This is a genomic window from Hymenobacter tenuis (assembly GCF_054780495.1).
This window is the reverse complement of sequence record NZ_BAAGWF010000004.1, coordinates 1,102,629-1,127,018: the sequence shown is the minus strand read 5'-3', so window position 1 is coordinate 1,127,018 and position 24,390 is coordinate 1,102,629. Positions and strand designations below refer to the sequence as shown.

Below are 24,390 nucleotides of genomic sequence, written 5' to 3'. Positions count from 1 at the left end.
GGCTAATCAAATTAAGCCAAGAACGATACATAAAGAAGCTGAAAGCCTTCCTAACGTCATAAGCAATAATGGCAGGAATAAGTCTTTCAGAATACAAATAGTCAAGAACGATTTAACCACTGATGCGTCTTAGCAACATAGACAAAGTATCTTTATATATCTACCGTGTTACAGAATACCATAGCACGGTAGATTCAGATAAATTTTATACATAATTCGATATTAATTGCAATATGACTGAAAGCTATTATATACATATCAACTTAAACAAAGAGCAATCTATCGATTATTTACAGGGCATTATATCTAATATCCTTAAATCTTCAATTATCGAAACTAAAACACTTAGTTGGATTTATGATAAAGCAGTAGATTGTAGCATAGAACAGGATAAAATCCCTGATTTTCTCTCCTATTATAATCAGCTTCGTTTTAATTATACAGGAAATGACTATGGTGTACCTGCGAATGTTTTTGCAGAATTTTATAGCCAAGCACTCAACAACAATTGCAAACAGTTCTGCCTATCTGGTTTCAACAAGCCTGGTTCATATTTTATGAACATGCATTATAAGACGATAACAGAATTATTATTCACAGAATTAAGTAGACAAAATTTATTAGTGAATGTCATTTATACGTTTGATAGTATATACCAAACTCCAGAATTATTCCAAATTGTTAATAAATTAGAATCAGAAACTGGCATTGTAGGTATCGTTACATAATTCACTCAATATATGCGGTATGCGCATTGACGAAATAGACCAAGAAGACGCGGACATTGACTGGTTTGCGGCGGATAGCAACGGCTATATCCTGCACGTAGCGTCCGGCGGCGGGATACTGCCCGAATCGGTGGCGGCTTCGCAGGAGGTGCTGCTGGAGCTGCACCAGTATTTCCTGACGCTGCCGGAAACCGATTCGGCGGTGGTGGCTGAGGTGGCTGATGACACCAATGAAGGCAGCTACCAAGGTTTCGCGCGCTACGCCCGGCGCGGCCTGTACTCCTTCACCAAAACCCGCCTGCACGAGCGGTCTGATGCACGGTACTACCTAGTGGCCCAGCCGCTGCGCCCGCTTATGGTAGCCGAGCTGCCCAAAAACATAGCCACGCTGCTGCGTCGCACCCAGCTGCTAGGTCCTGTGGCGGGGCAAACCACCCTGGATGTAGCAACCATTCTATAAAAACCGGCCCGCTCCTAGCGGGCCGGTTTGTTTTTAGGCTGGCTACTTGCTTGATTTCATTACCTTAAGCGCCTTATCCTGAGTGGCCCAGGCTGTAGCAGTGGGGCTAGTGCACCCACTTGTTTGGGAGTATTTTATTCGTATTTCAACGTCCTTCTCATCTTCTATGAGTCAGAATCCTTCTCTGCCTTCTCGCCGCGAGTTTATTAAGCAGAGCGCCGCCGCCGTAGCCACCTTCATGATTGTGCCGCGCTTTGTGCTGGGTGGCAAAGGCTACACCGCCCCCAGCGACCAACTATTGATTGCCGGCGTGGGGGTAGGCGGCAAAGGGGAAAGCGACCTGGCGTCGTTTGTGCAATCGGGTAAGGCCCGAATTGCCTATCTCTGCGACGTAGACGACCGGCGGGCCGCCCGTGCCGTGCAAGCCTACCCGCAGGCCAAGTACTACAAAGACTGGCGGCAGCTGCTAGACAAGGAAGGCAAGAACTTTGATGCTGTATCGGTGGCCACGCCCGACCACAACCACGCCGCCGTAACGCTGGCTGCCATGCAACTGGGCAAGCACGTGTACGTGCAAAAACCCCTCACCCACGACCTTTACGAAGCCCGTGCCCTCACGGAAGCCGCCAAGCGCCACAAGGTAGTTACGCAAATGGGCAACCAGGGCGCCTCCGGCGACGGCGTACGCCAGCTTCAGGAGTGGTACGACGCCAACGAAATAGGGAAAGTGCACACCGTGTACTGCTGGACCGACCGCCCCGTGTGGCCCCAGGGCATTGCCTGGCCCACCACGACGGCCAGCGTGCCCAAGGAGCTAGACTGGGACCTGTGGCTGGGCACGGCACCATTTCGCCCCTACGTAGATAAACTAGTGCCCTTCAACTGGCGCGGCTGGTGGGAGTACGGCACCGGCGCCCTCGGCGACATGGGCTGCCACCTACTGGAAGCGCCCTTCCGGGTGCTGGGCTTGCAATACGCCAGCGCCGTGCAGGCCAGCGTGGGCAGCGTGTACGTAGATGAGTTTAAGCGCGGCTACTTCCCGGAAAGCTGCCCGCCCTCCAGTCACGTTATCCTGAAGTTTCCGAAAACCGATAAAACCAAGCACGAGGTAACCGTGCACTGGATGGACGGCGGCATTCAGCCCGAGCGCCCCGAGGAGCTGGGCCCGAACGAGCTGTTCGGCGATGGCGGCAACGGCATTCTGTTTGTGGGCACCAAGGGCAAGATGATGGCCAGCACCTACGCCGCCGATCCGCGCCTGCTGCCCACCTCGCGCAACCAGGAGGTAAAGGTGAAGCAAACCCTGGCCCGCGTGCCGGGCGGCGCCGACGGGCACTATGCCCAATGGGTAGAAGCCTGCTTGGCCGGTTATGGCAACCACTACCTGAGTGCGCCCTTTGAAACGGCCGGCCCCCTAACGGAGGCTCTGCTGATGGCCAACCTCGCTATTCGGGGCTACGATTTGCAGCGGCCCAAAACCACCGGTTCCGGCGTCGACTACCCCGGCCGGGGCATTGAACTGCTCTGGGACCCCAAACAGCTTCGCGTAACCAACTTCGAAGAAGTAAACCGTTTCGTCAAGCGCAACTACCGGCCCGGTTGGCAGTAATCATCAGGTCACGAATGGCACTGAGGCCGACTCTTTGGCTTGTAGGCCAGATTGCACGTTGAGTAGGGCTCAGGAATCAGTCGAAAGAGCGGTTTGCAAAAATCCATGGCCTAGGAAAAGATACTAGCACTGGTACACGAAACCGCCCCGTTGCAAGCGGGGCTGTTTCGTGTACCAGTGCTTTCATGCCGTTATTTGCTTGGCTTGTCATCCGGCCCTAGCTGCCCCCTAGCCCTATGCCCCTCACCACCGTCCTCTTCGATTTAGACGACACCTTATTCGACCACGCCAACACGGCCCGCGCGGCGCTGGCGACCAGCACGGCCGGACTGCCGGAGTTTGCGGGCGCTGATTTAGAGGCCTTATATCAGCAGTACAGCGAGATACTGGAGGAAATGCACCCGCGGGTGCTGGCCGGCGAATTCACCTATGAAGATGCCCGCCGCCTGCGGTTTCAGCGGTTACTGGCGCCATATGGGGTAGCACCTACCGAGGCCGAGGCGGCTCACTTCGCGCAGCGGCACTATAGCCATTACCAACGCCTGCGCCACCCCATTGTGGGTGCGCTGGCGTTGCTGGAAGCCCTCAGGCCCCACTACAAAATTGGCATCGTCACGAATAACCGTACCGCTGAGCAGGAAGAAAAACTGCGGCATCTGGGCATGGCGCACTTGGTTGATGCCCTCATCACCTCCGAGGATATTGGGGTGACGAAGCCCAACCCACGTATTTTTCAGGTGGCCCTGGAGCGCCTAGGCAGCCACGCGGCCGAAACCGTGATGGTAGGCGACAACTGGCACGCCGATGTAGTGGGTGCCCTGCAGGTCGGGATTCGGCCTGTGTGGCTGAACCAGTTTGCGGGGTTGCGGCTGCTGGCGCACGTAGCGGAAATTACGAGCTTTGAGCCGCTGCCCGAGGCGTTGCTCACCATCACTGGTCGGATGCAACTACGGTAGCACCTCACGCTTTCGGCAGCTTTTGCTTTCTGACGTTATCTGCTTTATGCCAACTACCACGCAACTTCAGTTTCTGGGGCACGCCAGCTTCCGCATCACCACGCCGGAAGGCTACATTATTCTGCTCGACCCTTGGCTGAGCAACAACCCCTACGTGCCGGAACACCTGCGCCAGCCGGAGCGCGCCGACCTGGTGCTGCTCACGCATGGCCACGACGACCACCTCGACGCGGAGCTTCCAGCACTACTCGCCCGCACCGGAGCCAAGGTGGCCGCACCCGCGCCGGTTCGGTTTTACCTGCAGGAGCAGGGCGTACCAGCCGCCCAGTGCGAGCCCATGAACGTAGGCGGTAGCATTGAGCTACTAGGCCTGCGCCTGACCATGACCGTGGCCCACCATGCAGCCCACGTTGATTTGCCCGGCGGCAAAACCGGTTTCCCGCACGAAGGCGTGGGCTTTGTAGTGCGCTTCTCTGATGGCGCCGTGCTGTACGCCGCCGGCGACACGGGCCTGTTCGGGGATATGCGCCTGCTCGCCGACCTCTACCAGCCAACCGTTGCCCTGCTGCCCATCGGCGACCGGTACACCATGGGGCCACTGGAGGCTGCCCATGCGGCCCGGTTGCTTCGGGTGCGGCACCTAGTACCTTTTCACTTTGGCACCTTCCCTTCCTTGCTAGGCACTCCGGAGCAGCTGCAGGCCCACCTCACTCCTGCCGACGGCGTAACGGTGCATACCTTACAAGCAGGCGCTACCCTAGACCTAGGAACCCTGCGGAAAGTCGACGGCGCAGGAGCCGTTTTCGTATAGGCTAGCTCAACCCAAGCTCGTACCCTATGAAAACCGACACCGAAACTTTTTCTGCTGGTCCCGCCGGCGTGTATACCCGCATTGAGCAAGATGGACAGCAAGTGACTGTAGTGAAGCTGCAGGATGGGCTCAGCATCTCGGCCCCACTCACCCAACAGTTAAGCAAGCGACTAGGCCTAGGCCCCGATGAGCATCTGCTCGTGCTGCACTCCGATGGCAGTGAGCCCGAACAGGGCCAGGCGCAGGCCTTGTATAGACAGTACCTTTCTACTAACACCTCGGCCGTGGCTGATGTGGTATGGCAGCCGCTGTAGCACCTTTCTAGGTCGTCTGCCAACCCAAACCTGCCTTTTTGCAATTACTTCCGACACTCACCTCCCCTAAAACGCCAGCCGAAGTTACTAACTACTCATTGTAAGCCCGCTTGCCTGCTACTACAGGTAAGCGGGCTTTTTACTGCTGTGCAGCTACGCCTTGACTCATCGCATAAAGCAAACATTACTAGCCCACTAGTTTGCTCAAAGTGCTTACAAAGAGCATATATAGGTGCATAGCACAGCCAAAGTCAACAAATATTTTAGTCATATAAAAAGTGATAATTTTCCTATTTATATCCTCTCTTTACTGTAGCTTTAACCCGATAGGCTGAGCGCTTGGTTCTTACCAAGTACCTAAGAATACTAGGGCGACATAAGAGGCCAACCTATTGATAATAAGGGCTACCGCTATACGCATGGCAGCCAGACTCGGGCAGGAGGAAGGATACGCAGCTGATACGGCCATTACGACATTACCCTAGGCGCCAACGCCACTCTATTTACTCATCGATTTCAGTTTCCACCCCATCCTATATCCGCTTTTCTATGAAACAGCTTTTACTTCTCATTGCCGCATTTCTAACGTTTTCCGCCCAAGCCCAAACGCCCGGTTGGACCTCCGTGCAAGCTGTAGAACAACCAAATGGACTAATGGATATAGCCACGGACCAAAGTGGCAATTACTATGTTACCGGGCGGTTCTATGATGCAATTAACCTGGGAAACACGCGCATTACGGCATCTGGCCTGTGTGTGTACGTGGCGAAGTGCAGGCCATCGGGCGAAGTGATACAGGTAACCAAGCTCCTGGGCTCATCTGATGCCATTCCGTTTGGCGTTGCAATTGATGCGTCGGGCCAAGCGTACGTTACCGGAACGTTCCGAGGCTCTCTCAGCGCAAAGTCAGGCCAGAGTATAACTTCTAAATCGACGTTTGACGGACAGCCCCAACAGGATGTGTTCGTACTTAAGTGTGGTCAGGATGGTGCAGTACAATGGCTTCGTCAAATCAGCAGCACCCAGCCCTACTACTATTACTATAGCAGCAACGTTGGCCAAAACATTGCGGTGGATAAGGCCGGCAACAGCTATGTAACGGGCACTATTAGTGGCACAACGGTGCAGTTCGATGCTAAAACCGCCTTTTCTGACCGCTACAATCAAGCCTTTCTGGCCAGCTACTCGCCAACAGGAGAACTGCGCTGGGCTAGAGTAATGGAGGGCTTAATTCCGCAGGGTACTGAGTTCACTCCTGGCTCAACGAGCAGCGGCGGAGCAGTAGTGGTACATCAGTCAGGCGATGTGTATTTATCTGGCTCACAATACGATGCTTGGCAGCTGGATGGAATTACAGTACGCTCAGCTGACAACAACAGCAACATGTATCTAGCCCGCTTTGAGGCAAAGAAAGGCGGTCTGATGTGGGCTACTTCGGTGCCGGGCACTGGCGATGGCCGTAGTCTGGCGCTGGCTGGCAAGGACGAGCTGTACCTGGCCAATAGCTATTACGGTACGGTTCACTTTGGCTCCAGCACCCTCACCAGCAAAGGCCGCACCGATATCTACATCGCACACTACAACGACAAAGGCCGCGCCTTGAGCGCCGTTTCGCTGGGTACTGCCAACGGCGACTATCCCGGCGGCATACAAGCGGATGCGACTTCCGGGAAGGTGTTTTTAACGGGGGCATTCAACCTAAGCAACGATTATCCCTATACTTCACAGGCCTTCCTGACGGAGCTGCAGCCCAGAACCGGAGCACTCAAAACAGAACTGGTAGGTGGGCCAGGCACCAGTTCAGGAGCCAAGCTTGCCCTGGATAAACATAACAACATTTATACCATTGGCATCTTTACCGGCACCAACCAGTTCGGGCCAATAACCATTTCCAGCACCTTCACTGAAGGGTACCTGGCCCGGTATGGTAGCCAGCTTTCCCGCTCGGCGAGCGGCCAGTCGGATGTGGCTATTAGTGTGTACCCAAACCCGGCCCAAAGCCACTTTGTACTGACGCTGGAAAATGCTGATACCAACTCCGACGTTCGGGCTACTCTCTACAATTCCTTTGGCCGGGTAGTGGCGGAGCAGAAAGCCATTTCGGCTGGCCAGAAACTAGAAGCGCGCTTTAACACCGCCAATCTGCCGAAGGGCATTTATGTGCTGCGCCTAGAATACAACAAGGAAGTAATTAACCGCACCATCACGATAGAATAGCAACTGCAAAAGGCTACAACCTACCTACACCAAAGGCCCTCCTGATACTGCGAAGAGCACATTCAGGAGGGCCTTTACTAGGTATACGCTGGGGTTTAAGCCTATTGCTCCCCTAGTAACTCAAGGGCGGTTTGGTTGCCTTGCTGAATGGCTAGGTCCCGGGCCGAAAGGCCACGCACGTCGCGGAGCGTGGCATCGGCGCCCGCTTTGAGCAGAATGGGCACGATATTGTGGCGGCCGAAGAGAGTAGCAAACATGAGGGCCGTACCGTCGTTGCCGTTGCGGGCGTTCAAGTCGGCGCCGTTGTCAATAAGCAGCTGCACTATTTCGGGGTACCCTTTAAAGGCCACGCCCATTAGGGCCGTGTTGCCGCTGGCATCGTGCACGTTGGGGTTAGCGCCGGCTTCGAGCAGCAGTTTCGTGGCGTCAATGTGTCCATCGTAGGCGGCCAGAATTAGGGGAGTGAACCCGCGGCCATCCTGGTAATTCACGTCAACGCCTTCGGCTAGCAGCGCCTGAATGGTTTCTTTATCGCCTTGGCGGGCTGCATTCATCAGCAAATCTTCGGGACGGGCAGAGGTAAAGGACATAAGAGCGGTAGAGTTGATAAGGAGTAAACAACCGAAAACGGTAAAACAAGTTGGGCCGACTGCGGCACCTAAGCCAGTAACCTGCGCCAAGTGCACGATAGCCGAGCAGGTTCTAGTAGCACCAGAAAACCCATACGACAACCACCCGAAATGGATTACCAGCCTTCCTTGGCAGAGAACAGCAGTGTCTGGCTTACAAAATCGGCCGTTGTCGGTTCTTCTACTTCCTTCATTCCCTAGCCACTACTTTCCATTAGCATGGATTTACAACTCACGGATAAGCTAGCCCTCGTGACGGGCTCTACTGCCGGCATTGGGCTGGCCATTGCGCGCCGCCTTGCCGCTGAGGGCGCCGAAGTTATTCTCACGGGTCGTACCGAAGCCCGCCTGGCCGAGGCTCGCCGCCTGATTTTACAGGAAACGCCGTCCGCCAAGCTGCGCACCGTTCCCGTCGATTTTGGCCGGGCCGAGCAGGTAACGCGCCTGCTGCAGCAAGTGCCTGCTGTTGATATTCTGGTCAACAACGTGGGCATATTCGAGCCCAAGCCGTTTGCCGAAATTCCGGACGAAGACTGGCTGCGCTTTTTCGAGGTGAATGTGCTGAGTGGCGTGCGCCTCTCGCGGCAATATTTCCCCCTGATGCTGCAAAAGAACTGGGGGCGTATCCTGTTTATCTCCAGCGAATCGGGCCTCCAGATTCCGGAAGAAATGATTCATTACGGCACCACCAAAACGGCACAGTTGGCCGTAGCCCGGGGGCTAGCCGAACTCACCAAAGGCACTGAGGTAACCGTTAATTCGGTGCTGCCCGGCCCTACTGCCTCCGAAGGCGTAGAGGAATTTCTGCAGAAGCTGGCCGGCGACGGCAAAACCCGCGAGGAGGCCGAGCACGAGTTCTTCCGCGATGCGCGCCCTTCGTCGTTGCTGAAGCGGTTTATCACGCCCGAGGAAATTGCCAACATGGTAGTCTTCCTCGCCAGCCCGCTTTCTATTGCTACCAATGGCGCCTCCGTGCGGGTTGATGGCGGCGTGATTCGCAGCATTGGCTAAAATTTAAGCTTTCAGCATGGATGCCTCCTCTCAGTAAAAGCAAGAAAAGCCACCAGCAAGGAGCTTAGTTAAGTCATTTAGACTAGTCGATGCCTTACTACCCTACTTTGCGCACCAGCCACTGCCGCAACCACGGCCATTGGCTGGCCCGGAAGGCTGCTTCTACCAGCCACGGGGCACGGGCCAGCACCTGCATGAGGTGGTAGCGCCGAGTCAAGTCGCGGCCCAGGCGGCGGTGTACCTGCTGCTGGTACTGCAGCAGGGAAAGAGCTGAAAAGTCCTGCGTCTGGCAACAGCGCCTGGCATGCTCGGCGGCCAGTATTCCACTCAGCACGGCCTTATCGATGCCGTGGCCCTGGAGCGGATCAATGAGGGCGGCAGCATCGCCGCAGAGCAGCGTGCGTGGCCCGGTAATAGGCCGCCGGGAGCCGCCCAGCGGTAGCCCAAAGCCCAGCACCGGCCCTAGGCGTTGCGCCGACGTGAACCGACCCGCCAAGTGCGGGTGCATGGTTATCAGTTCTTCCAGCACCTGCTTTAGATCTACTTTCTCCCGGGCAATGTCGGAAGAGAGCATGCCAAAACCCACATTGTAGGTGCCGCCGCCCACCGGGAATACCCAGCAGTAGCCCGCGCGGTAGCGGCGCAGAAAGAGAAAGTCGCTGGTAGTTTCGGGGGCTTCCATTACGCCCTGGTAGTAAGCCCGCACAGCGGCACAATGGCGGAAGCGGTTGAGGGGCTGCGGAGCCAGGCAGCGGGCCACTACTGAGTTGGCGCCGTCGCATCCAATAAGCAGCTGTGCCCGTAGCCGTGTTGTATCTGCCAGCACTACCTCTCCCCCATCCGCATCGGCCCGCACAACTTTTACCGCGCAGCCTTCCATAATTTCAGTGGTGGTATGCCGCCGCACCAACGTGAGTAGGGCATCATCGAAATGGAGCCGGGGGCTGTTGAAGGCCGGAGCCTTCCACTCTACCTGCAGCTCAGCGCCGGCCGGCGAAACCAAGCGGCTGGTACGTACATCGGTGCGGTGAGCCTGGGTGAGGGCGCGTAGCTCCTCGGCATACTGTGGGTTCAAGCGGCCCAGTGCCTTCAGGGTGGGTCCCGGAATAGCATCACCGCACACTTTGTCGCGGGGGAATTGGGCCTTATCGAGGAGGGCCACACGCAGGCCGCTTGCTGCCAGCCCCAGGGCACAGGCAGCCCCAGCCGGACCGGCTCCTACAATCAGCACATCATAATCAGTACGCAAGGCCACGCCCGAAAGTACGCAGGCATTGTGGGTTGTGGCGTTGCAACACTTATTTCGGGCGCCTCATTTCCTGCTGCCGCATGGGCATGGCATCAATAGTGGCAAACACTTGCGCGGGCGCCAAGGGTTGGGTTTCGCGCCGTTTTACGCCGCCGTCTTTGCCGATAAGCAGTACCATAAACCCTGTTCCGGTCACGTTGAGCTGCTGGCGAAGGTAGCGCTGGTCGGAGCCGGAAAGCTGACTTGGAATAACTTCCCGCACAAGCAGGTCGCGGCTATCCAGGTCGGCTTTGGCGGGCGCCAGCAGCTGCTGTTGCCGAAGCAGGCTGGTGTCGTCGGGGCTGCCGGCACACAGCAGTAACACTCGTTTCTGCCATTTGCTGGACTTAATGGTAGCCGCCAACGAGCCAGCCGGCGCTGTTTGGGCCAGTGCCGTAATGCTGCCGCCTAGGCCAAGCGCAACCAGTAACCCAAGGGTGGTCTGAAATAGCATAAACAAAAGCGGTTTGAATAGATACGCACCCTAGTAACCCGGCGGCACGTGGCCTGTTTCTCTACGCCGAATTAATTTGTATGGACTGGAGCACAGCTGCGTGCTAACCCTTCTGACAGCTCCTGGTGCTGAGCGTGACGAAGTATTTACTTACTGCCTAGCTTTAGGAGTTGCTTATTAGTTGGCTGGTTTTCGAGGGTTGGGTTACTAGCCCTTCCATTTGCTGCAACCACTCAAATACGCGCTGATACGCTGCTTTCCGCACTTCAGGCGCTGAAAGAAAGACATCATGGACGGCCCCCAGCACAGCCTCGGTGGTTACGTTAGCTCCGAGGCGGGGAGCCAGCTGCCGAATGTGCTGTACGTTGAGCACGATATCGGTGCGCTGAAAATCATCGTGCCAGGCACGCCCAACGGCTGTGCGGTCGGAGTGCAGCACGAGTACGGGCAGGTGCAGGCCCAGCCCGCGTCGGATGCGCTGCTGCCCCCGCCTGATGGCGCGCAACCAGCCGGCATTCACGGCAAACACCTGATTAGGTTTCCAGGCCAGATCATACTCCCACTGGCCGCGGTAGGCGCGGTGCAAACTTTGCCCGTAGGTATCTGTCAGGCCGGAAGGCAGTGGCAAATCGGGCCAGCGGGCACCCAGCGCAGTAGCCATCGGCACCGCTACGTGGCGCCGCAACCACGACTGATGCAGCTCCAGAAACGGGCTATTGAGCACCAGGGCCACTAAGCCGGAAGCGGGTTTTTGGGCCGCGTACAACGCCGAAATCAGCCCGCCCGTTGAGTGTCCGCTCAGCACCACCTGCGGGTAGCCCTCCGTGTGTATCTGCTGCAAGGCGGCATCTAGGTCGGCGAAGTACTCGGTTAGGTCGCGCACGTTGTTGGGGCGCTGGTGAGGCAACAGGGCGCGGCCGTACTTGCGCAAATCAAGGGCAAAAAACCGGTGCCCGTGCGCCGTGTACTCAGCGGCCATTTCGCGCTGGAAAAAATAATCGTTGAAGCCATGCACATATAGCACGGCACGCGGCGTGGGCTGCGCGGGCTCCGGGCGGTAGCGCACCAGCACCGTCCGGACCAGCCCTTCGTAATCATTCGGCTGCAGGATGACGAGTTGCTCGAAATCCTTCCCTAGTGGATCGGGCTGATAGGTGGCGGAGGCGGCAGAGGTAGTAGGCATGGCAACAGTACGGGTAGGGGCCGGCAGCAGATGAGGTTTCGGGTTCATCAACTTACCTAAAAAACACTTTTTTCTTCCTATATACCTGCGCTTCTATACTAGCTGGCAGTACCTTGCCGTTCAGTTGGCACACGCGGCTACCTGCTATTACCGGCCGCTCCCTTCTCTTCTTATGCGCACCCTGTTTCTGCTCGCTGCCGCGCTGCTCGTGGCTTTGTATGCCCGCTCTACAACCTCACAGCCAGAGCCAAACCCTTCGTTTCGGGCCGGCCAACTGCTTTTCCCGCGCGTTAGGGCGGCGTATGGGTTGCATGAAGCAGCTACCCAGGCGTTGCTGCGTCGGCACGGTCTGGCGCCTGAGCGGCTGGAGCTGTTTCTGCGGGCATTTAAAGTAGGGCGCCGGCTGGAGGTATGGGGCCGCAACCAGGGTAGCGCGCAGTTTGTATTGCTGCGCACGTTTCGGCTGGCGGGCACGTCCGGCACGCTAGGGCCCAAGGCGAAAGCCGGCGACGGACAAGTGCCGGAAGGCTTCTATACCATCGACCGGTTTAACCCCGACAGCAAGTACCACCTGTCATTGGGCCTAGACTACCCCAATGCCGCCGACCGATTCCGCAGCGGCCTTCTGGACCCCGGCAACGATATTTTTATTCATGGCTCCGATGTCACTATCGGGTGCCTGCCCATCACCGACGCGGGCATTCGGGAGCTGTATGTGCTGGCCGTGGAAGCCCGCGCCGCCGGGCAAACCGCTATTCCGGTGCACATCTTCCCGTTCGAGCTAACGGCTGATAATCTGGCTCTTCGGATGGCGAGCCCGCACTTAGCCTTTTGGCAGAAACTGGCCCCCGGCTACCAGCATTTTGAAGACACGCACCAGCTCCCCAACGTGGCGGTAGCCGAAGATGGGACCTATGCCATTCAGTGAAATACCCCGCCTTAAGCTGCCATTTTTACAATATTATTCATCACGAAATAAAATTAAAGTACTTATTGTATCAATATTTTGAATACATTGTAATCTCATTCACTCTCACACAACCAATAACACCCTATGAAAATCACTTCGTACTTCGTAATGGCTGCCTTGGCTACCTTGACTTTAGCCAGCGGCTGCTCAGAAAAAGAAGCAGTAGTAAACACCTCGAAGGAAATTAGCGCCGATGCTATCAGCCAGATTCGGCAGTTGGGTTTCAGCACGGCTGGTATCCAGCGTGATGAGGCCGGCAACTACCTAGTAGAAGGTGATATTGTCCTGAGCCCTTCGGCTTTGAGCAATGGTGCCTCTACCAAGCTGCTGCGCGTAGGCGATGCCGAACAATACCGCACCACGAACCTAGTAAACGGCGGACGCAACATTTCCATCAGCGTTTCCAGCCAGTTGCCTTCGGCCTATGTTACGGCAATTGATGAAGTGGTACGCCGCTTTAATGCCGAGGGCCTGACCATTACGTTCAGCCGCGTTGCAACGGGCGGTAACATCAATATTGTACGGGCCAGCGGCAGCTACCTCGCTTCGGCAGGTTTCCCAACCGGCGGCAACCCCTACGGCGAAGTGAAAGTGAACTCGCGCGCCATCGGCACCGCGAATCCCACTACCTACATTGCTACCATTCTGGCGCACGAAGTAGGTCACTGCATCGGCTTCCGCCACACCGACTACATGGACCGGAGCTACAGCTGCGGTGGCGCTACCTCTAACGAGGGGGCCAGCACGGTGGGCGCTATCCTGATTCCGGGTACTCCGGCCGCTGCCGACCCGAACTCCTGGATGCTGGCGTGCATCGGCTCGGGCCAGAACCGTCCGTTCAATGCCAACGATGTAACGGCCCTGAACGCATTGTATTAGCCTTCCTAAACGGTCAAACGGTATCCAAAGTCCGTTCGCTCCGTACCTTTCCAGCGCCGACGCGGTCCATCCGCGTCGGCGCTGTTTCGTTATGCCGGATTTCCCGATTCCTAAAAACCTGCGCGAATCTGCCGTGCTGGTGCCGGTTTTCCGCAATGAGGACCAAGAGCTGCATGTAGTGATGGTACGCCGCGCCGCCTTTGGTGTGCACGGCGGCCAACTGGCTTTCCCCGGCGGCAAGCACGACCCTGAAGATGCCGACCTGCAAGCCACGGCCCTGCGGGAAGCCTTTGAAGAAGTGGGCTTGGCCGCGGACAACATAGAAGTCCTGGAGGCCTTACCCACTATTGCTGTGCCCACTGGTTTCCGAATCTCGCCGTTTCTGGGTCGTATTCGCAGGCCGGAGGTATGGCAGTGGCAGACGTCGGAAATAGACGAGGTGCTGGAAATACCGCTGCGCCACCTCGCGGATGCGGCCAACCACACCGAGGAAACCTGGCAGCTGGCGGGCTGGCCCACGCCCCACCTCGTGCCGTACTACCGCGTCGGGAATGGCTACCAGCTGTGGGGCGCTAGCTACCGGATCATTCAGCCCCTTATTCCGCGTTTACTGGCCGGCGAGTGGGAGCTTTAGAGCCAAGAAAGGGCTAGTGCTACTTTCGCACCCCAACTTTACTAGGTCTAACAAAGCGGTGAACCTCCCTAGCCGCATAGTTGGCACGAAATTTCATTCTAGCCTATTGTTGATTTTTCCGACTTCTATGAAACGACTTTCGCTTTTGCCCTTGCTGCTGGCGTTGCTGCTACCCGGCGTGGTGCTGGCCCAACGCGAGCAATCCATCTGGCTTTTCGGACAGCAGGCTGGCCTTACGTTTCCGGCCGATGGGGGCGCCCCTACCCCGCTGCTCACCAGCAAAATGACTACCTACGAGGGCTCGGCCGTGGCCACCAACCAGCAAGGCCAGCTGCTGTTTTATACCAACGGCGAGTTTGTGTTCAACCGCAAGCATCAGGTGATGCCCAACGGCAAAAAGCTGATGGGCTCTAACTCCAGCACCCAAAGCGCGCTGATCGTACCTGACCCCGGCAGCGGCAACGTGTTCTATGTGTTCACGGTAGGAGCTCAGGGCGGCTCCAATGGCCTGCGCTACTCCACCGTTGACATGACCCGCGACAACGGCTTCGGCGACGTGCCGCGCGCCAATGCCTTACTTATCACGCCCGTGGCCGAAAAGCTAGCCGCCGTGCGCCACCAAAATGGCCGCGACGTCTGGATTGTGGCCCACCGCTGGAACTCCAACGCGTTTGTGAGCTTTTTGGTAACCGCCGATGGGGTGCAGAGCAAGCCTATTATGAGCAACGTGGGCAGCATGCACGCCGGCCCCGGCCGCAACGCCATTGGCGCCATGAAATTCTCGCCCGATGGCCGCAAGCTGGCCGTAGCACTCTGGCGCGAAGCCAATAAATACGAGGTGTTCGACTTCGACCGCAGCACCGGCCAAGTACGCAACGTTAAAGCCTTTGCACCCTACCCTGAGGCCTACGGGGTGGAATTCTCGCCCGACGGTAGCAAGCTCTATGGCTCCAGCAATGGCGAAGGCGGCGGCATGGCCCAGATCTATCAGTTCGATTTGAAAACGGGCAAAGCCACCGTCGTTGGCAAATCAGCTAACCGCAAAGTAGGCTCCCTGCAGCGCGCCCCCGATGGCAACATTTACGTGGCCCGCGAAGACAACCCATTCCTAGGTGTCATTCAGAACCCCAACTCCGACGCCGCCAAGTACCTCGACAATGGCTTGAAGCTAGGTGGCCGCCGCAGTAAGCTGGGCCTGCCCAACTTTATCACGGAGCCCAAATAAAGCGGCTGGGCGCTAAAACCATGAATGCCGACGGTTTGCCGTTCTGTAAGGCCTAGGCCCCACAGAAAAGCAAACCGTCGGCATTCAGTATTCTATTGAGTCTTGCTGCCCAGCTTGAATCGAAAGAACCCACCAGCCACTGAGTAATACGGATTCTGGGAGGTGAACAGGCCAGGTACATCGCGGGTACTTACGCCAATTTCGTACACACTCGAGGTCAGCGTAATGCCTAGGGGCACATTGAGGCCATACCCGGCGCCGGCACTAACGCCACTGCTCAGGCGCAGCCAGCTTACTGGTTTATAGTCGAGCCCGGCGCCTACAAAGGCAGTGGTGAGGTTGCCCGCCACTTCATTCAGGGGCAACGTAACATCCAGCCCCGCCTCAAAAAACTCACTGATGCGCACCCCAGCCCCGGCCCGCAGCTTGGTGGGCAATGAGGCCTTGCGCTCCTGGCCGGTTTGGTACTGAAACAGGCTGTCGGTGCCGGCGGCAAATATCTCCGCGCCTTCCCGGATTACGTTGTAGCTGCCAATACCATCGGAGTTCAGCTTCTTTAGCTTCTGGTCGGTGCCGGTTACGAGGTTGCCTTCCCAGGTCATGTTGCCCAGGTCCGTAATGGCCAGGCCGAGGCGTAGGGCTTTGCCTGCTTCCAGGGCTAGCCCGAGGTCGAAGCCATGGCCTTTGCCTACGGGTTGTAAGCCGTTGGTGCGCTCCCGTAGGTTAAAGCTGGGGTCATTGACCATGTCGCCGTAGTCGATTTTGAACAGGGGCGACATAGAGGTGAAGCTTTGCAGATTACCAGGCTGCACTCGAACATCGATAATGCCTACCCCCTGAATGTAGCGGTACCCCGCTCCTGCTGAGAGCTGGAATAGGGGCAAATCAATCAGCCGAGTGCCCCAGGCCAAGTTAAATTCGTTGAGCACAGCCAGCTGCACATCTGTTCCCGCCAGCGCTTCTGAAACCAAGGGCACATTGCCGGTGCTGGTTGAGGCGAAAATAGACGCATTCCGGCCCAAAAAGGCAATTTCGGCGGCGTTCTGGTTCATGCCTATATGCCCAGCCGTGCGCACCCGGTTGCTGATGGCAATGCCGCCAATTACCGGCAGCTGCACGGCCACCGCCAGGGTAGTCGCGTCGGCATTAAAGTTAAAGGCGTTGTCGGAGGTGAAGGCCCGGGCTAGCTCCTGCTTATCGGCCAGCGTGAGGGTTTGGTTGGGGTGAAAGACGAACCGGCTTAACTGTTTGCGCGTGAGCGACTGGGAGCCCGCTCCTGCCCCGAACTCACCGATGGTAAACGCCACCGTAGAACCGCCTACCCGGCCCAGATTTGCGGGATTGATGCCAATGGACTGGTAATCGGTGGCAAAGGTGGTGGCCACGCCCCCGCGGCCGGTGGCCGTAAAGTTACTTAGCTCATTTTGAGCGTACAGGGGCGCTGCACTAGCTAACAATAAGGCCGCAACCGAGAAGTAGAAGTTTTTACCCATAATACCAGGTAGTTGAAAAAATAAGCAGACGGGCAAGGCGCCGGGGTAGTTTTTCAAATGTACGATATGGGGTAGTTTGCACCAGCATTGCTTTCTGATCCGCTACTTTTCGGTTCGCTTCGTTCCCGCTCTCATGGCCAAACGCTTTTCCGCTTCCGAATACATTGATGGCATTTTGTCTGGCAACCGGGTGCTACTCAGCCGCGCCATCACGCTGGTGGAAAGCACGCTCCCCTCTGACCAAACCCTGGCGCAGCAAGTGCTGGATGCCGTACTGCCCCACGCCGGCCGCTCCGTGCGCGTGGGTATTACCGGCGTACCGGGAGTTGGCAAAAGCACGTTTATTGAGGCGCTGGGGCTGCATTTGGTGCGGGAGCAGGGCAAGCGGCTGGCCGTGCTGGCCATTGACCCCACCAGCCAGCGCAGCGGCGGCAGTATCCTCGGCGACAAAACCCGCATGAACGAGCTAGCCGCGCACCCGCACGCCTTCATTCGCCCGTCGCCGGCAGGCCGCAGCCTGGGCGGCGTAACACGCAGCACCCGCGAGGCCCTGGTACTTTGCGAAGCGGCCGGCCACGACGTAATTTTTGTGGAAACTGTGGGCGTGGGCCAGAGTGAAACCGCTGTGCACGGCATGGTCGATTTTTTTCTATTGCTGATGCTGGCCGGCGCCGGCGACGAGCTGCAAGGCATCAAGAAAGGCATCATGGAAATGGCCGATGCCGTGACCATCACCAAAGCCGATGGCGGCAACGAGCAGGCCGCCCGCCGGGCGCGCGTAGAGTATCAGAATGCCCTGCACCTGTTTCCGCTAGCTCCTTCGCAATGGAGCCCGGTCGTTACGGTTTCTTCGGCCGTGACGGGAGCGGGGGTTCCGGCCGTGTGGCAGCTAGTGGAGCAGTACGTGCAGCAAACCCAGGAAAGCGGCTACTTCCAGCAGCGGCGTCAGGAGCAAAACCTGCACTGGCTGCATGAAACCATCCGCGAAACGCTGGAAACCCGTTTTTATGCTCGCCCCGACGTAGCTGCCCGCCTGCCCGACATCCGGCAGCAGGTAATGGACGGACGCAAATCGGCCTTTGGCGCAGCCGAGGAATTACTAGGGTTGTAACGGGTGTAAACCCTAGCAACCAGCTTCGGCAGCACTTCTCCCATTATTTAAGCCACTAGCATCAGCACGCAGCTGTTTCGGCCTCTAGCTTGATGCGCCAGCTGCGCAGCAAGATGTGCGCTAGAGGCTATTGCCGCCAGTTAGCTCCGGCGGCGCTTCAGCATCAGGTAATCGAGGTAGTACAGGACTTTGATGGACACGTTGTTGTTGTGCGGCGTGTTCACAGTGTTGCTCAGGTTGTCGAAGTAAAGCGGGGTAGCCTCATTCGCTTCAAGAAACGAAGCACTGGCATTTTTCCAGACAATGCTCACCTGCGAACCGGGCGCAAACCACCACGAGTACACCGCATCCACATTGAAGGCATTGAACGTGTTGTCGCGGTTACGGCGGTAGTCTACCAGGGTTTCGCGCCCATCAGTACCTAGGCGGGCAAAGTCCTGATAGTTCACGGTACTGGTGTAGTGGCGCGTCCGGATAGTCAGCGACATGCGGTTGTTGAACGTGTAGCCGCCCGAAATAGTATTGGTCACGGTTAGTACGCGCCGCCGCCCTAGCAACACATCCGTGGGATTGTTCCGCCGAAACTCTGCGTCGTCGGGCAGGCTAGTGTCAATACCGCCATTCACGTAGCCAACCTGGTTTTGGCGCAGGTTCCAGTCGAGGCTGTACCGGAAGTTCAGCTGGTTGCTGACGCGGTAGCGCGGCGAAATGGCCCAGCCGTAGCCCATGCGGCGCGGTCTGTCCAAGCGCTCATCTTGAGCATACCAGCGCACGCCGGCGTTCAGATCCCAGGCTAGTTTCTTCCGGTAGTCTGAGGACAAGAAACCGCCAATGTTGGCATTCACGGGCACGCGCACATAGTAGCTACCCAGTGGGTATTGGCGCGGCTCGTAGTAGTCGTGCGTGACGGGGTTCGCATCGAAGTTGGCCCCAACGGTCAGAAAGTTCTTGGTGAAGGTGGTGTTGAAACCGGCCGCAATGTTGGCGTTCTGGTAGCGCGTGGGCTTGTACAGCAACGAGTGATTCAGATTCAAAAACGAGTAGAAGTTATTGACCTTCCAGAAGGGCTTATACTTGTTGTAGCTAGCATACAAGCCCTGGCTGATGTTATTGTTGCCAAACAAAATGCCCAGGTCATTCGGGTTGTAGGTATCCGACTCAATGCCGTGGTTCAGACCCCAGGTGAAGTTACCGCTGATTTTGCTAATGCCAAGCTGGTACTTGTAGCCGTTCTGGTCCCCGATTTGCGCCTCCGAGCCAAACTCAGTGCCGCGCCGGCGTGAGTACACCAGGCGGCCGTCGATGGCGTAAGAGTTTTTCTTGTTGGCAAAGCGAAACAGGCCGCCCGTCACGTTGGCATCGTAGGTGCTGCCCCAGCGCGTGACGTTGGTGTTGATGAGCGACACGTAGGAGTTGTTTTTCAGGCTCTGGTCCAGCACCATGATGTTGTAGTTGCTGAACGGCTGCGTCAGCACTTGCCGCTCACTACCATCCACCGAGTCGCGGAGGGTAGCAAATACATCGTTGCTGAGCGCATTGAACACACCCACGCCCAGCCCCTGCTTGGTCCGGCCCGAAACTTTGGTGGCATTCAGCAGGCGCGTTACGCCCGGGTTGCTGATAACCTCCTCGCCCGGCCGCCACGCGCCGTCCAGGCCTCTTTCGCGCTGGCGCACCTGCCCGGCCACGTTCCCAAAGCCAATGGGGGTAGCGCCCACGCGCCTTGAATAAAACAGGTTGCCTTTATTGAACAGCTCCGTGCCTTCAGTGAAGAACTGACGGTTTTCCTGAAACTGCACCTCAAAGGGCGAGAGGTTCAGCACTTGGTTGTCGCTCTGCACCTGCCCGAAGTCGGGCACTAGGGTCGCATCGAGGGTAAAGCTCTCGTTGATACCCCACTTGATATCGGCGCCCCCATTGAAGCTGGTGCTGGTGTTGCGGGTTCCCTGCTCCTTGTAGGGGTAGTGATTCGCGTAGGCCGAGATGTAGGGCGTGAGCGAAAGGCGCAGCGGCGGCTTTATATCGCGCAGGCCGTGGAGTTCACCCCACTGGTTCACGAAGCCATCCACGGCGGGCTTCACTTCGTTCCAGAAAAAACCCTGGTTGTCGCGCTTGCGCTGGCGCATAAAATTCAGGCCCCACACCTGTTCCGACGCTTTGCTAAAGCGAATGGCCGAGTATGGAATCCGGATTTCACAGAACCAGTCGGTGCCTTGCATGGAGGTGCGCGAGTCCCACACGGCGTTCCAGTTGCCGTCTTCGCCCCCGGCCGGCGAGTAGCGGGCATCTACCTGCACGCCGCCCGTGGTCACGAGAAAGCTGTAGCCGTTGAGCTGGTCGTGGTAAGTATCCAGGAAAATACCGATAAAGTCGGAGTTGCCGATGTCGTCGCGGGCCGACAGCTCCCGCATGATGGAATCCTGCGAGACATCGTGCATAATGGCGCCCACGTACAGGTTGGCGTCATCATAAAGCACCCGCACTTCGGTGGGGTGCTTTTCGCGGGGGCCGGGGTTGGGCCGGTTCTGGATGAAATCGGTGGCAATGGGTGCCTGCTGCCAGATAGTTTCATCCAACACACCATCGAGCTTTATGCCTTCTGTGATGCGCAGGGCCTGTAGTTGGCGTTTGGGGGCGGGCACCGCGGCCGCGGCGTTGGCAACGGTTTCTGCCGATTGAGCCCAGGCCAGGTTAGCAAAGGCCGTCAGCCAGATGAACAAGCACACACGGAAGCCTCTCACGATCTGATGACGTAAATAAATGTAAAGCAAGCAGGTGGGTAGTTGAATGGGTGGTATAGCCGCCGACTAGGCACTCACAAGTCAGCAGGCCTGGAAGCCGGTGCCCTGATATATAGCTAGAGCGGAATGCAGCAATAGATGCGCTATCCGTCTCAACCGTTGCCTCACTACTTGGAGATGTTACAACAAAAAAACCGGCCGCCGTTGCAGCGGCGGCCGGAGGCTAGTAGTTGGCTACTTATTCATTAATCGAAATCTGGATGTTGCGACGGGATTTGCTATCGGTTTCGGCGGGCAATTCCAGCAGCTTGCGGTATTTCTTGGCCAGCGCTTCTGGTTGCTTTTTGCCGTTTACCGTCATGCCCGAGTCGTTGAGCTGAAACTGGAAGGACTTTTCCGAAGCGCCTAGCACCCCATCCTTGCGCAACTCCTTCCGAACCTCATCGGAGTCAAAGCGAGGGGGAGCCGGAGGCGCTGGTGGAGGCGGGGGCAACTGCAAAGAAGGGGCTGGAGGGGCCATGGGGGCGCCGGGGGCCGGAGCATCTGGGGCAGGGGGCGCCATTGGAGCGCGCGGCGGACGCGGAGGAGCCACCATATCGTTCACTATCGTGCGGTTAGCTTCCTGGCGGTTGATGCCAAACGTGCTCTTGGGGCCCAGCTTACGGCCCGTTTTTGACTCCACCAAGCGCAGGTATTTGTCGCGCAGGGCGGCCGATTGCTTTTTGCCATTCACCGTGAGGCTAGTGGCGTTGAGCTCCATCTGGAAGTTAGTTTCGCTTTTAATCAGGCCATCTTTGCGCAGCTCACGACGCAGGGCTTCTTCCACTTCGCTGCTGCGGGCTTTTTCCGCCCGGGACTCGCTATCCAGGCGGCGCATTTCCACCTCATTGCGGCGCATTTCCAGCTCGTGCCGACGCATCTCGGCATCCAAGCGGCGCATTTCAGCACTGTGGCGGCGCATCTCGGCTTCAGCCTCGCGGCGGGCATCATCAGCGCTCCGTTCGCCGTCTTGCAGTTCCTCTCCGCGCTCCAGGTCCAGTATGCGCACCGTGCCGCTTTGCTTGCGGAACTCCTCCTGTTTGCGCTGCACCTCGGCCAGCTGCTGACTAATGCGCTGGCGCTGCTCGTCATTGAGGTTTCCGTCGCGCAAGGTGTTGCGCAAGGCCCGCTCCGCACCTTGCAGTGCGCTCAGGTGCCTAGTCCCACGCTCGAAGGTGTACCCGCGCTGGTTTCCGCCAAACTGACGGCTAGCGTCAACAAAGACCTGATCCGCATCGCGCTGAATCCGGATAATCTCATTTTCGCTTATGGATGGCCGGGTGAATACAAAGTTGCGGCTAGTGTTACCGTTGAAGCCGAAGCCTGAGTTGCCCGACCAGATGGTGCGGCCATTGCCAGGAAGCCGAATTACTTCCACATTTTGAGCGGCGCTCTTGCTCAGTTTTTTGCTTTTACCGGTGTCGATGGGTTGACCATCGACGGTCAGGTTGGTCAGGCGGCCTTTCTTATCTTTTTCGATAACCACCGTGCTGCCACTACCCCGCCGGGGCTCCTGCACTACCACTACTTGCTGGCCGCGCTTCCGGCGCTTCTTGGGTTTATCCTTATCGTCGGCATCGTTGCTGGTAGCGAAGCCGAGGCCACTATCCTCGGTTAGCTCATCCACTTCCAGTTGCTCAGCATCGGCCCACTCGGGCTCTGCGGCCGGAGCCAGGGCTTGCGGCGCAGTTTGCAGAATGTGTGCGTCGGGAAGTACAAAATCGGTAGTGGCCTCGGGCTTTTTGCGGGTGGTATCGGTGGCCAAGCCCAGGAATGGTAGGCGTGACAAGGTTCCTTCGTCGGCATCCTGATCAGCAGACACCGGCCGCGGATCGGCCATGGCTACGGCGGAGGTTAAGAGCACTAAGCCCCCTAGTACCACGCAAGCCGCCATAAACCCTTCGGAAAACGTGGGAGCCGTGCGGCCTTGTACCAACCGGCGGATGCGGCCCAGCACCGACCCATCAGGCCCCAGGGCCGACATTGCAAACTGATTGACGGGCTCAGGAGCAACGCTCAACTCGGCCAACGCGGCCAAGGCGCGCGCTACGGTAAGGGGGTTGCCACCAATAAGCGCGGTAGCAGCATCGTCGCAGCAGTTTTCGCGCTCGGTACGCACACACGCCGTGATAAACCATACGGCCGGGTGATAAAAAAACACCGTTTCGGCAATGGATTGCAGTAGGTTCAGGAGGTAGTCGCGGCGTTGTACGTGAGCCAGCTCATGGGCCAGAATGGCTTCCAGATAGGCAGTACTTAGGCCCGTAACGGTACCTAGCGGCAGCAGTACCACGGGCCGCAAGTGCCCCACTACCACCGGCACGCGAACCAGCGCCGACTCCAGCAGTTCTATGGGTTGTGTCAGGCCGGCTTTCGTAGCCAATGCGGCCAGGCGGGCTTGCCACTCGGCTCCTAGTGGCTGCACCCGATACCGGCGCAGGCGCTGCACATACGCCAGCCCACCTAGCAGGCGAAGCGTCATGGCCAGCAACCCTAGAAGCCACGCGGCTACCAACACCGGAATATTCTGATCGAAATACTGGAGCCAAGCTGGTAAGCTTGAGGTTGTAGCCACGGCTGGTTCCGTGCCTGCTACTAGGGCAGGTTGGCGGCTAAAGCCCTGGCCAGCATTGGTAGGTAATAGGCCATCGGCGAGCAAAGCCGCTTCGTCGCCGATGCTAATGCCGGCTACTGAGGTCTCGGTTGCGGGCGTGGCCGTGTAGTAGCGCAAAAACGTAACGCCCGCGAGCAACAGCAGCACCAATAGGCCAACCGTGGCGGCGCGGTAGCGCACTTCCGCACTGTGGCGGCGCAGCAATAGCAGTAAGCCGGCCAGCGCTAACGCTACTACAGCACCCTGCCAGAGCGAGTGCACCAGAGTCCAGCCCAGGGCGCGCACCAGCGCCGGAGGCAGAAGTTGTTCGAGCCAGTTCATCGGGCATCGTCGGTTGAAGGTGGGGTAGTATCGTTCTGAATCTCAATGTCGTTGAGCAGGCGCCGGATCTGGGCTAGTTCTTCCCGGGAAGTGCGGCGGTTGCCGAGCGCCTGCATCACGAGCTTCATGGCAGAGCCTCCGAAAGTGGAGTCCACAAACCGATCGAGCAGCAGGCCTTGGGTTTCTTCTTCGCGCACGGCGGCGCGATACACGTGGGTTTTGCTGTCGTCATCGCGCAGCACAATGCCTTTGTCTAGCATAAGCTGTAGCAACTTCAGCGTGGTGGTGTAGCCCACCTCCCGCTTCTTGCTGAGCTCGTCGTTCACAAATCGGACGGTACTAGGGCCGTGTTGCCACAGAACCTGCAGGATTTCCAGCTCCGATTCAGTAGGTTTGGGAATGGGGGGTTTGCTCATGGCCAAAAAGTAACCTGTCAGTAAGTAAGACACCGCGCTGCCCCGAACCGTTGCCCGGGTTCTGGCCACCCCTGCGCAAGGGCCGCCAGAGCAGCTATATTATACGAATTCATTCGTACTTCAAACATATACGAATACAATCGTAGATGCAAGTATAACCTACGATTTATTTCGTACTATATTCATTTTCGAGTTTTATCTTACTTATTATCACCCCTCTACTAGCTCCTAAGTTAGGAAAACTCAGGAGCTAGTTGAAAGCCTAGGGTACTTCTGCCAAGAAAGCC

At 57.4% G+C, this 24,390-nt stretch carries 21 protein-coding genes; 13 read left to right on the top strand and 8 right to left on the bottom strand.

Annotated elements, in window-relative coordinates; all coding sequences use genetic code 11:
• The first annotated feature begins 233 nt into the window (after positions 1-233).
• The 7 genes from ACYVGU_RS18415 (at position 234) to ACYVGU_RS18385 (ending at position 7,095) form a co-directional block, all read left to right on the top strand.
• On the top strand, positions 234-728 hold the full coding sequence (locus ACYVGU_RS18415; RefSeq protein WP_460623247.1) for a hypothetical protein: 495 nt from the start codon (positions 234-236) through the stop codon (positions 726-728).
• Positions 729-747: 19 nt separating this feature from the next.
• Positions 748-1,188: a hypothetical protein gene (locus ACYVGU_RS18410; RefSeq protein ID WP_460623246.1), complete on the top strand. Its 441-nt coding sequence runs from the start codon at positions 748-750 to the stop codon at positions 1,186-1,188.
• A gap of 166 nt (positions 1,189-1,354) precedes the next feature.
• Positions 1,355-2,797 (top strand): Gfo/Idh/MocA family protein, encoded by a 1,443-nt coding sequence (locus ACYVGU_RS18405; protein ID WP_460623244.1) that lies wholly within the window; start codon positions 1,355-1,357, stop codon positions 2,795-2,797.
• A gap of 236 nt (positions 2,798-3,033) precedes the next feature.
• Positions 3,034-3,753: an HAD family hydrolase gene (locus tag ACYVGU_RS18400; protein WP_460623243.1), complete on the top strand. Its 720-nt coding sequence runs from the start codon at positions 3,034-3,036 to the stop codon at positions 3,751-3,753.
• 46 nt (positions 3,754-3,799) lie between these two features.
• Entirely contained in the window at positions 3,800-4,564 is a 765-nt protein-coding gene (locus tag ACYVGU_RS18395) for an MBL fold metallo-hydrolase (RefSeq protein ID WP_460623242.1), read from the top strand.
• Positions 4,565-4,590: 26 nt separating this feature from the next.
• A complete protein-coding gene (locus tag ACYVGU_RS18390) occupies positions 4,591-4,878 on the top strand; it encodes a hypothetical protein (protein WP_460623241.1) in 288 nt (95 codons plus the stop codon).
• A gap of 549 nt (positions 4,879-5,427) precedes the next feature.
• Entirely contained in the window at positions 5,428-7,095 is a 1,668-nt protein-coding gene (locus ACYVGU_RS18385; RefSeq protein ID WP_460623240.1) for a T9SS type A sorting domain-containing protein, read from the top strand.
• 101 nt (positions 7,096-7,196) lie between these two features.
• Here ACYVGU_RS18385 and ACYVGU_RS18380 read toward each other — a convergent pair whose 3' ends face one another.
• A complete protein-coding gene (locus ACYVGU_RS18380) occupies positions 7,197-7,685 on the bottom strand; it encodes an ankyrin repeat domain-containing protein (protein WP_460623239.1) in 489 nt (162 codons plus the stop codon).
• A 258-nt stretch (positions 7,686-7,943) separates the two neighbouring features.
• Here ACYVGU_RS18380 and ACYVGU_RS18375 point away from each other — a divergent pair, with 258 nt between their 5' ends.
• The gene (locus tag ACYVGU_RS18375) at positions 7,944-8,735 is read left to right on the top strand and encodes an SDR family NAD(P)-dependent oxidoreductase (RefSeq protein ID WP_460623238.1); all 792 of its coding nucleotides are present in this window, start codon (positions 7,944-7,946) and stop codon (positions 8,733-8,735) included.
• Between the two features lie 97 nt (positions 8,736-8,832).
• On the opposite strand, the gene ACYVGU_RS18370 is transcribed toward ACYVGU_RS18375, so the two are convergent.
• From ACYVGU_RS18370 to ACYVGU_RS18360, 3 genes are all read right to left on the bottom strand, one after another.
• The gene (locus ACYVGU_RS18370) at positions 8,833-9,990 is read right to left on the bottom strand and encodes an NAD(P)/FAD-dependent oxidoreductase (RefSeq protein ID WP_460623237.1); all 1,158 of its coding nucleotides are present in this window, start codon (positions 9,988-9,990) and stop codon (positions 8,833-8,835) included.
• Positions 9,991-10,033: 43 nt separating this feature from the next.
• On the bottom strand, positions 10,034-10,477 hold the full coding sequence (locus tag ACYVGU_RS18365) for a DUF4174 domain-containing protein (protein ID WP_460623236.1): 444 nt from the start codon (positions 10,475-10,477) through the stop codon (positions 10,034-10,036).
• A 163-nt stretch (positions 10,478-10,640) separates the two neighbouring features.
• On the bottom strand, positions 10,641-11,660 hold the full coding sequence (locus tag ACYVGU_RS18360) for an alpha/beta hydrolase (RefSeq protein WP_460623235.1): 1,020 nt from the start codon (positions 11,658-11,660) through the stop codon (positions 10,641-10,643).
• 172 nt (positions 11,661-11,832) lie between these two features.
• On the opposite strand from ACYVGU_RS18360, the gene ACYVGU_RS18355 reads away from it, so the two are divergent.
• From ACYVGU_RS18355 to ACYVGU_RS18340, 4 genes are all read left to right on the top strand, one after another.
• Positions 11,833-12,588: a L,D-transpeptidase family protein gene (locus ACYVGU_RS18355; RefSeq protein ID WP_460623234.1), complete on the top strand. Its 756-nt coding sequence runs from the start codon at positions 11,833-11,835 to the stop codon at positions 12,586-12,588.
• Between the two features lie 126 nt (positions 12,589-12,714).
• The gene (locus tag ACYVGU_RS18350; RefSeq protein ID WP_460623233.1) at positions 12,715-13,509 is read left to right on the top strand and encodes a zinc metalloprotease; all 795 of its coding nucleotides are present in this window, start codon (positions 12,715-12,717) and stop codon (positions 13,507-13,509) included.
• Between the two features lie 91 nt (positions 13,510-13,600).
• Positions 13,601-14,143 carry an NUDIX hydrolase gene (locus ACYVGU_RS18345; RefSeq protein ID WP_460623232.1) on the top strand — a complete coding sequence of 181 codons (543 nt, stop codon included), beginning with the start codon at positions 13,601-13,603 and terminating at the stop codon, positions 14,141-14,143.
• 127 nt (positions 14,144-14,270) lie between these two features.
• Positions 14,271-15,368 (top strand): TolB family protein, encoded by a 1,098-nt coding sequence (locus ACYVGU_RS18340; protein WP_460623231.1) that lies wholly within the window; start codon positions 14,271-14,273, stop codon positions 15,366-15,368.
• A gap of 92 nt (positions 15,369-15,460) precedes the next feature.
• Here the strand turns inward: ACYVGU_RS18340 and ACYVGU_RS18335 are convergent, their stop codons facing one another.
• A complete protein-coding gene (locus tag ACYVGU_RS18335) occupies positions 15,461-16,861 on the bottom strand; it encodes a DUF5723 family protein (RefSeq protein WP_460623230.1) in 1,401 nt (466 codons plus the stop codon).
• 133 nt (positions 16,862-16,994) lie between these two features.
• On the opposite strand from ACYVGU_RS18335, the gene meaB reads away from it, so the two are divergent.
• Positions 16,995-17,972: an ArgK/MeaB family GTPase gene (gene meaB, locus ACYVGU_RS18330; protein ID WP_460623228.1), complete on the top strand. Its 978-nt coding sequence runs from the start codon at positions 16,995-16,997 to the stop codon at positions 17,970-17,972.
• A 140-nt stretch (positions 17,973-18,112) separates the two neighbouring features.
• On the opposite strand, the gene ACYVGU_RS18325 is transcribed toward meaB, so the two are convergent.
• From ACYVGU_RS18325 to ACYVGU_RS18315, 3 genes are all read right to left on the bottom strand, one after another.
• On the bottom strand, positions 18,113-20,713 hold the full coding sequence (locus ACYVGU_RS18325) for a DUF5916 domain-containing protein (protein ID WP_460623227.1): 2,601 nt from the start codon (positions 20,711-20,713) through the stop codon (positions 18,113-18,115).
• A gap of 238 nt (positions 20,714-20,951) precedes the next feature.
• Positions 20,952-23,687: a M56 family metallopeptidase gene (locus tag ACYVGU_RS18320; RefSeq protein ID WP_460623226.1), complete on the bottom strand. Its 2,736-nt coding sequence runs from the start codon at positions 23,685-23,687 to the stop codon at positions 20,952-20,954.
• Entirely contained in the window at positions 23,684-24,103 is a 420-nt protein-coding gene (locus ACYVGU_RS18315) for a BlaI/MecI/CopY family transcriptional regulator (protein ID WP_460614081.1), read from the bottom strand. Before ACYVGU_RS18315 ends, ACYVGU_RS18320 begins: the two co-directional genes overlap by 4 nt.
• Positions 24,104-24,390 lie beyond the last annotated feature (287 nt).

Excerpts from the sequence above, each read along its gene's own strand:
- ACYVGU_RS18315 (WP_460614081.1), bottom strand. The coding sequence starts at position 24,103 with ATGAGCAAACCCCCCATTCCCAAACCTACTGAATCGGAGCTGGAAATC.
- ACYVGU_RS18320 (WP_460623226.1), bottom strand. The coding sequence starts at position 23,687 with ATGAACTGGCTCGAACAACTTCTGCCTCCGGCGCTGGTGCGCGCCCTG.
- meaB (WP_460623228.1), top strand. The coding sequence starts at position 16,995 with ATGGCCAAACGCTTTTCCGCTTCCGAATACATTGATGGCATTTTGTCT.
- ACYVGU_RS18410 (WP_460623246.1), top strand. The coding sequence starts at position 748 with ATGCGCATTGACGAAATAGACCAAGAAGACGCGGACATTGACTGGTTT.
- ACYVGU_RS18385 (WP_460623240.1), top strand. The coding sequence starts at position 5,428 with ATGAAACAGCTTTTACTTCTCATTGCCGCATTTCTAACGTTTTCCGCC.
- ACYVGU_RS18360 (WP_460623235.1), bottom strand. The coding sequence starts at position 11,660 with ATGCCTACTACCTCTGCCGCCTCCGCCACCTATCAGCCCGATCCACTA.
- ACYVGU_RS18375 (WP_460623238.1), top strand. The coding sequence starts at position 7,944 with ATGGATTTACAACTCACGGATAAGCTAGCCCTCGTGACGGGCTCTACT.
- ACYVGU_RS18405 (WP_460623244.1), top strand. The coding sequence starts at position 1,355 with ATGAGTCAGAATCCTTCTCTGCCTTCTCGCCGCGAGTTTATTAAGCAG.
- ACYVGU_RS18395 (WP_460623242.1), top strand. The coding sequence starts at position 3,800 with ATGCCAACTACCACGCAACTTCAGTTTCTGGGGCACGCCAGCTTCCGC.
- ACYVGU_RS18345 (WP_460623232.1), top strand. The coding sequence starts at position 13,601 with ATGCCGGATTTCCCGATTCCTAAAAACCTGCGCGAATCTGCCGTGCTG.
- ACYVGU_RS18415 (WP_460623247.1), top strand. The coding sequence starts at position 234 with ATGACTGAAAGCTATTATATACATATCAACTTAAACAAAGAGCAATCT.
- ACYVGU_RS18365 (WP_460623236.1), bottom strand. The coding sequence starts at position 10,477 with ATGCTATTTCAGACCACCCTTGGGTTACTGGTTGCGCTTGGCCTAGGC.
- ACYVGU_RS18350 (WP_460623233.1), top strand. The coding sequence starts at position 12,715 with ATGAAAATCACTTCGTACTTCGTAATGGCTGCCTTGGCTACCTTGACT.
- ACYVGU_RS18355 (WP_460623234.1), top strand. The coding sequence starts at position 11,833 with ATGCGCACCCTGTTTCTGCTCGCTGCCGCGCTGCTCGTGGCTTTGTAT.
- ACYVGU_RS18340 (WP_460623231.1), top strand. The coding sequence starts at position 14,271 with ATGAAACGACTTTCGCTTTTGCCCTTGCTGCTGGCGTTGCTGCTACCC.
- ACYVGU_RS18380 (WP_460623239.1), bottom strand. The coding sequence starts at position 7,685 with ATGTCCTTTACCTCTGCCCGTCCCGAAGATTTGCTGATGAATGCAGCC.
- ACYVGU_RS18400 (WP_460623243.1), top strand. The coding sequence starts at position 3,034 with ATGCCCCTCACCACCGTCCTCTTCGATTTAGACGACACCTTATTCGAC.
- ACYVGU_RS18390 (WP_460623241.1), top strand. The coding sequence starts at position 4,591 with ATGAAAACCGACACCGAAACTTTTTCTGCTGGTCCCGCCGGCGTGTAT.
- ACYVGU_RS18335 (WP_460623230.1), bottom strand. The coding sequence starts at position 16,861 with ATGGGTAAAAACTTCTACTTCTCGGTTGCGGCCTTATTGTTAGCTAGT.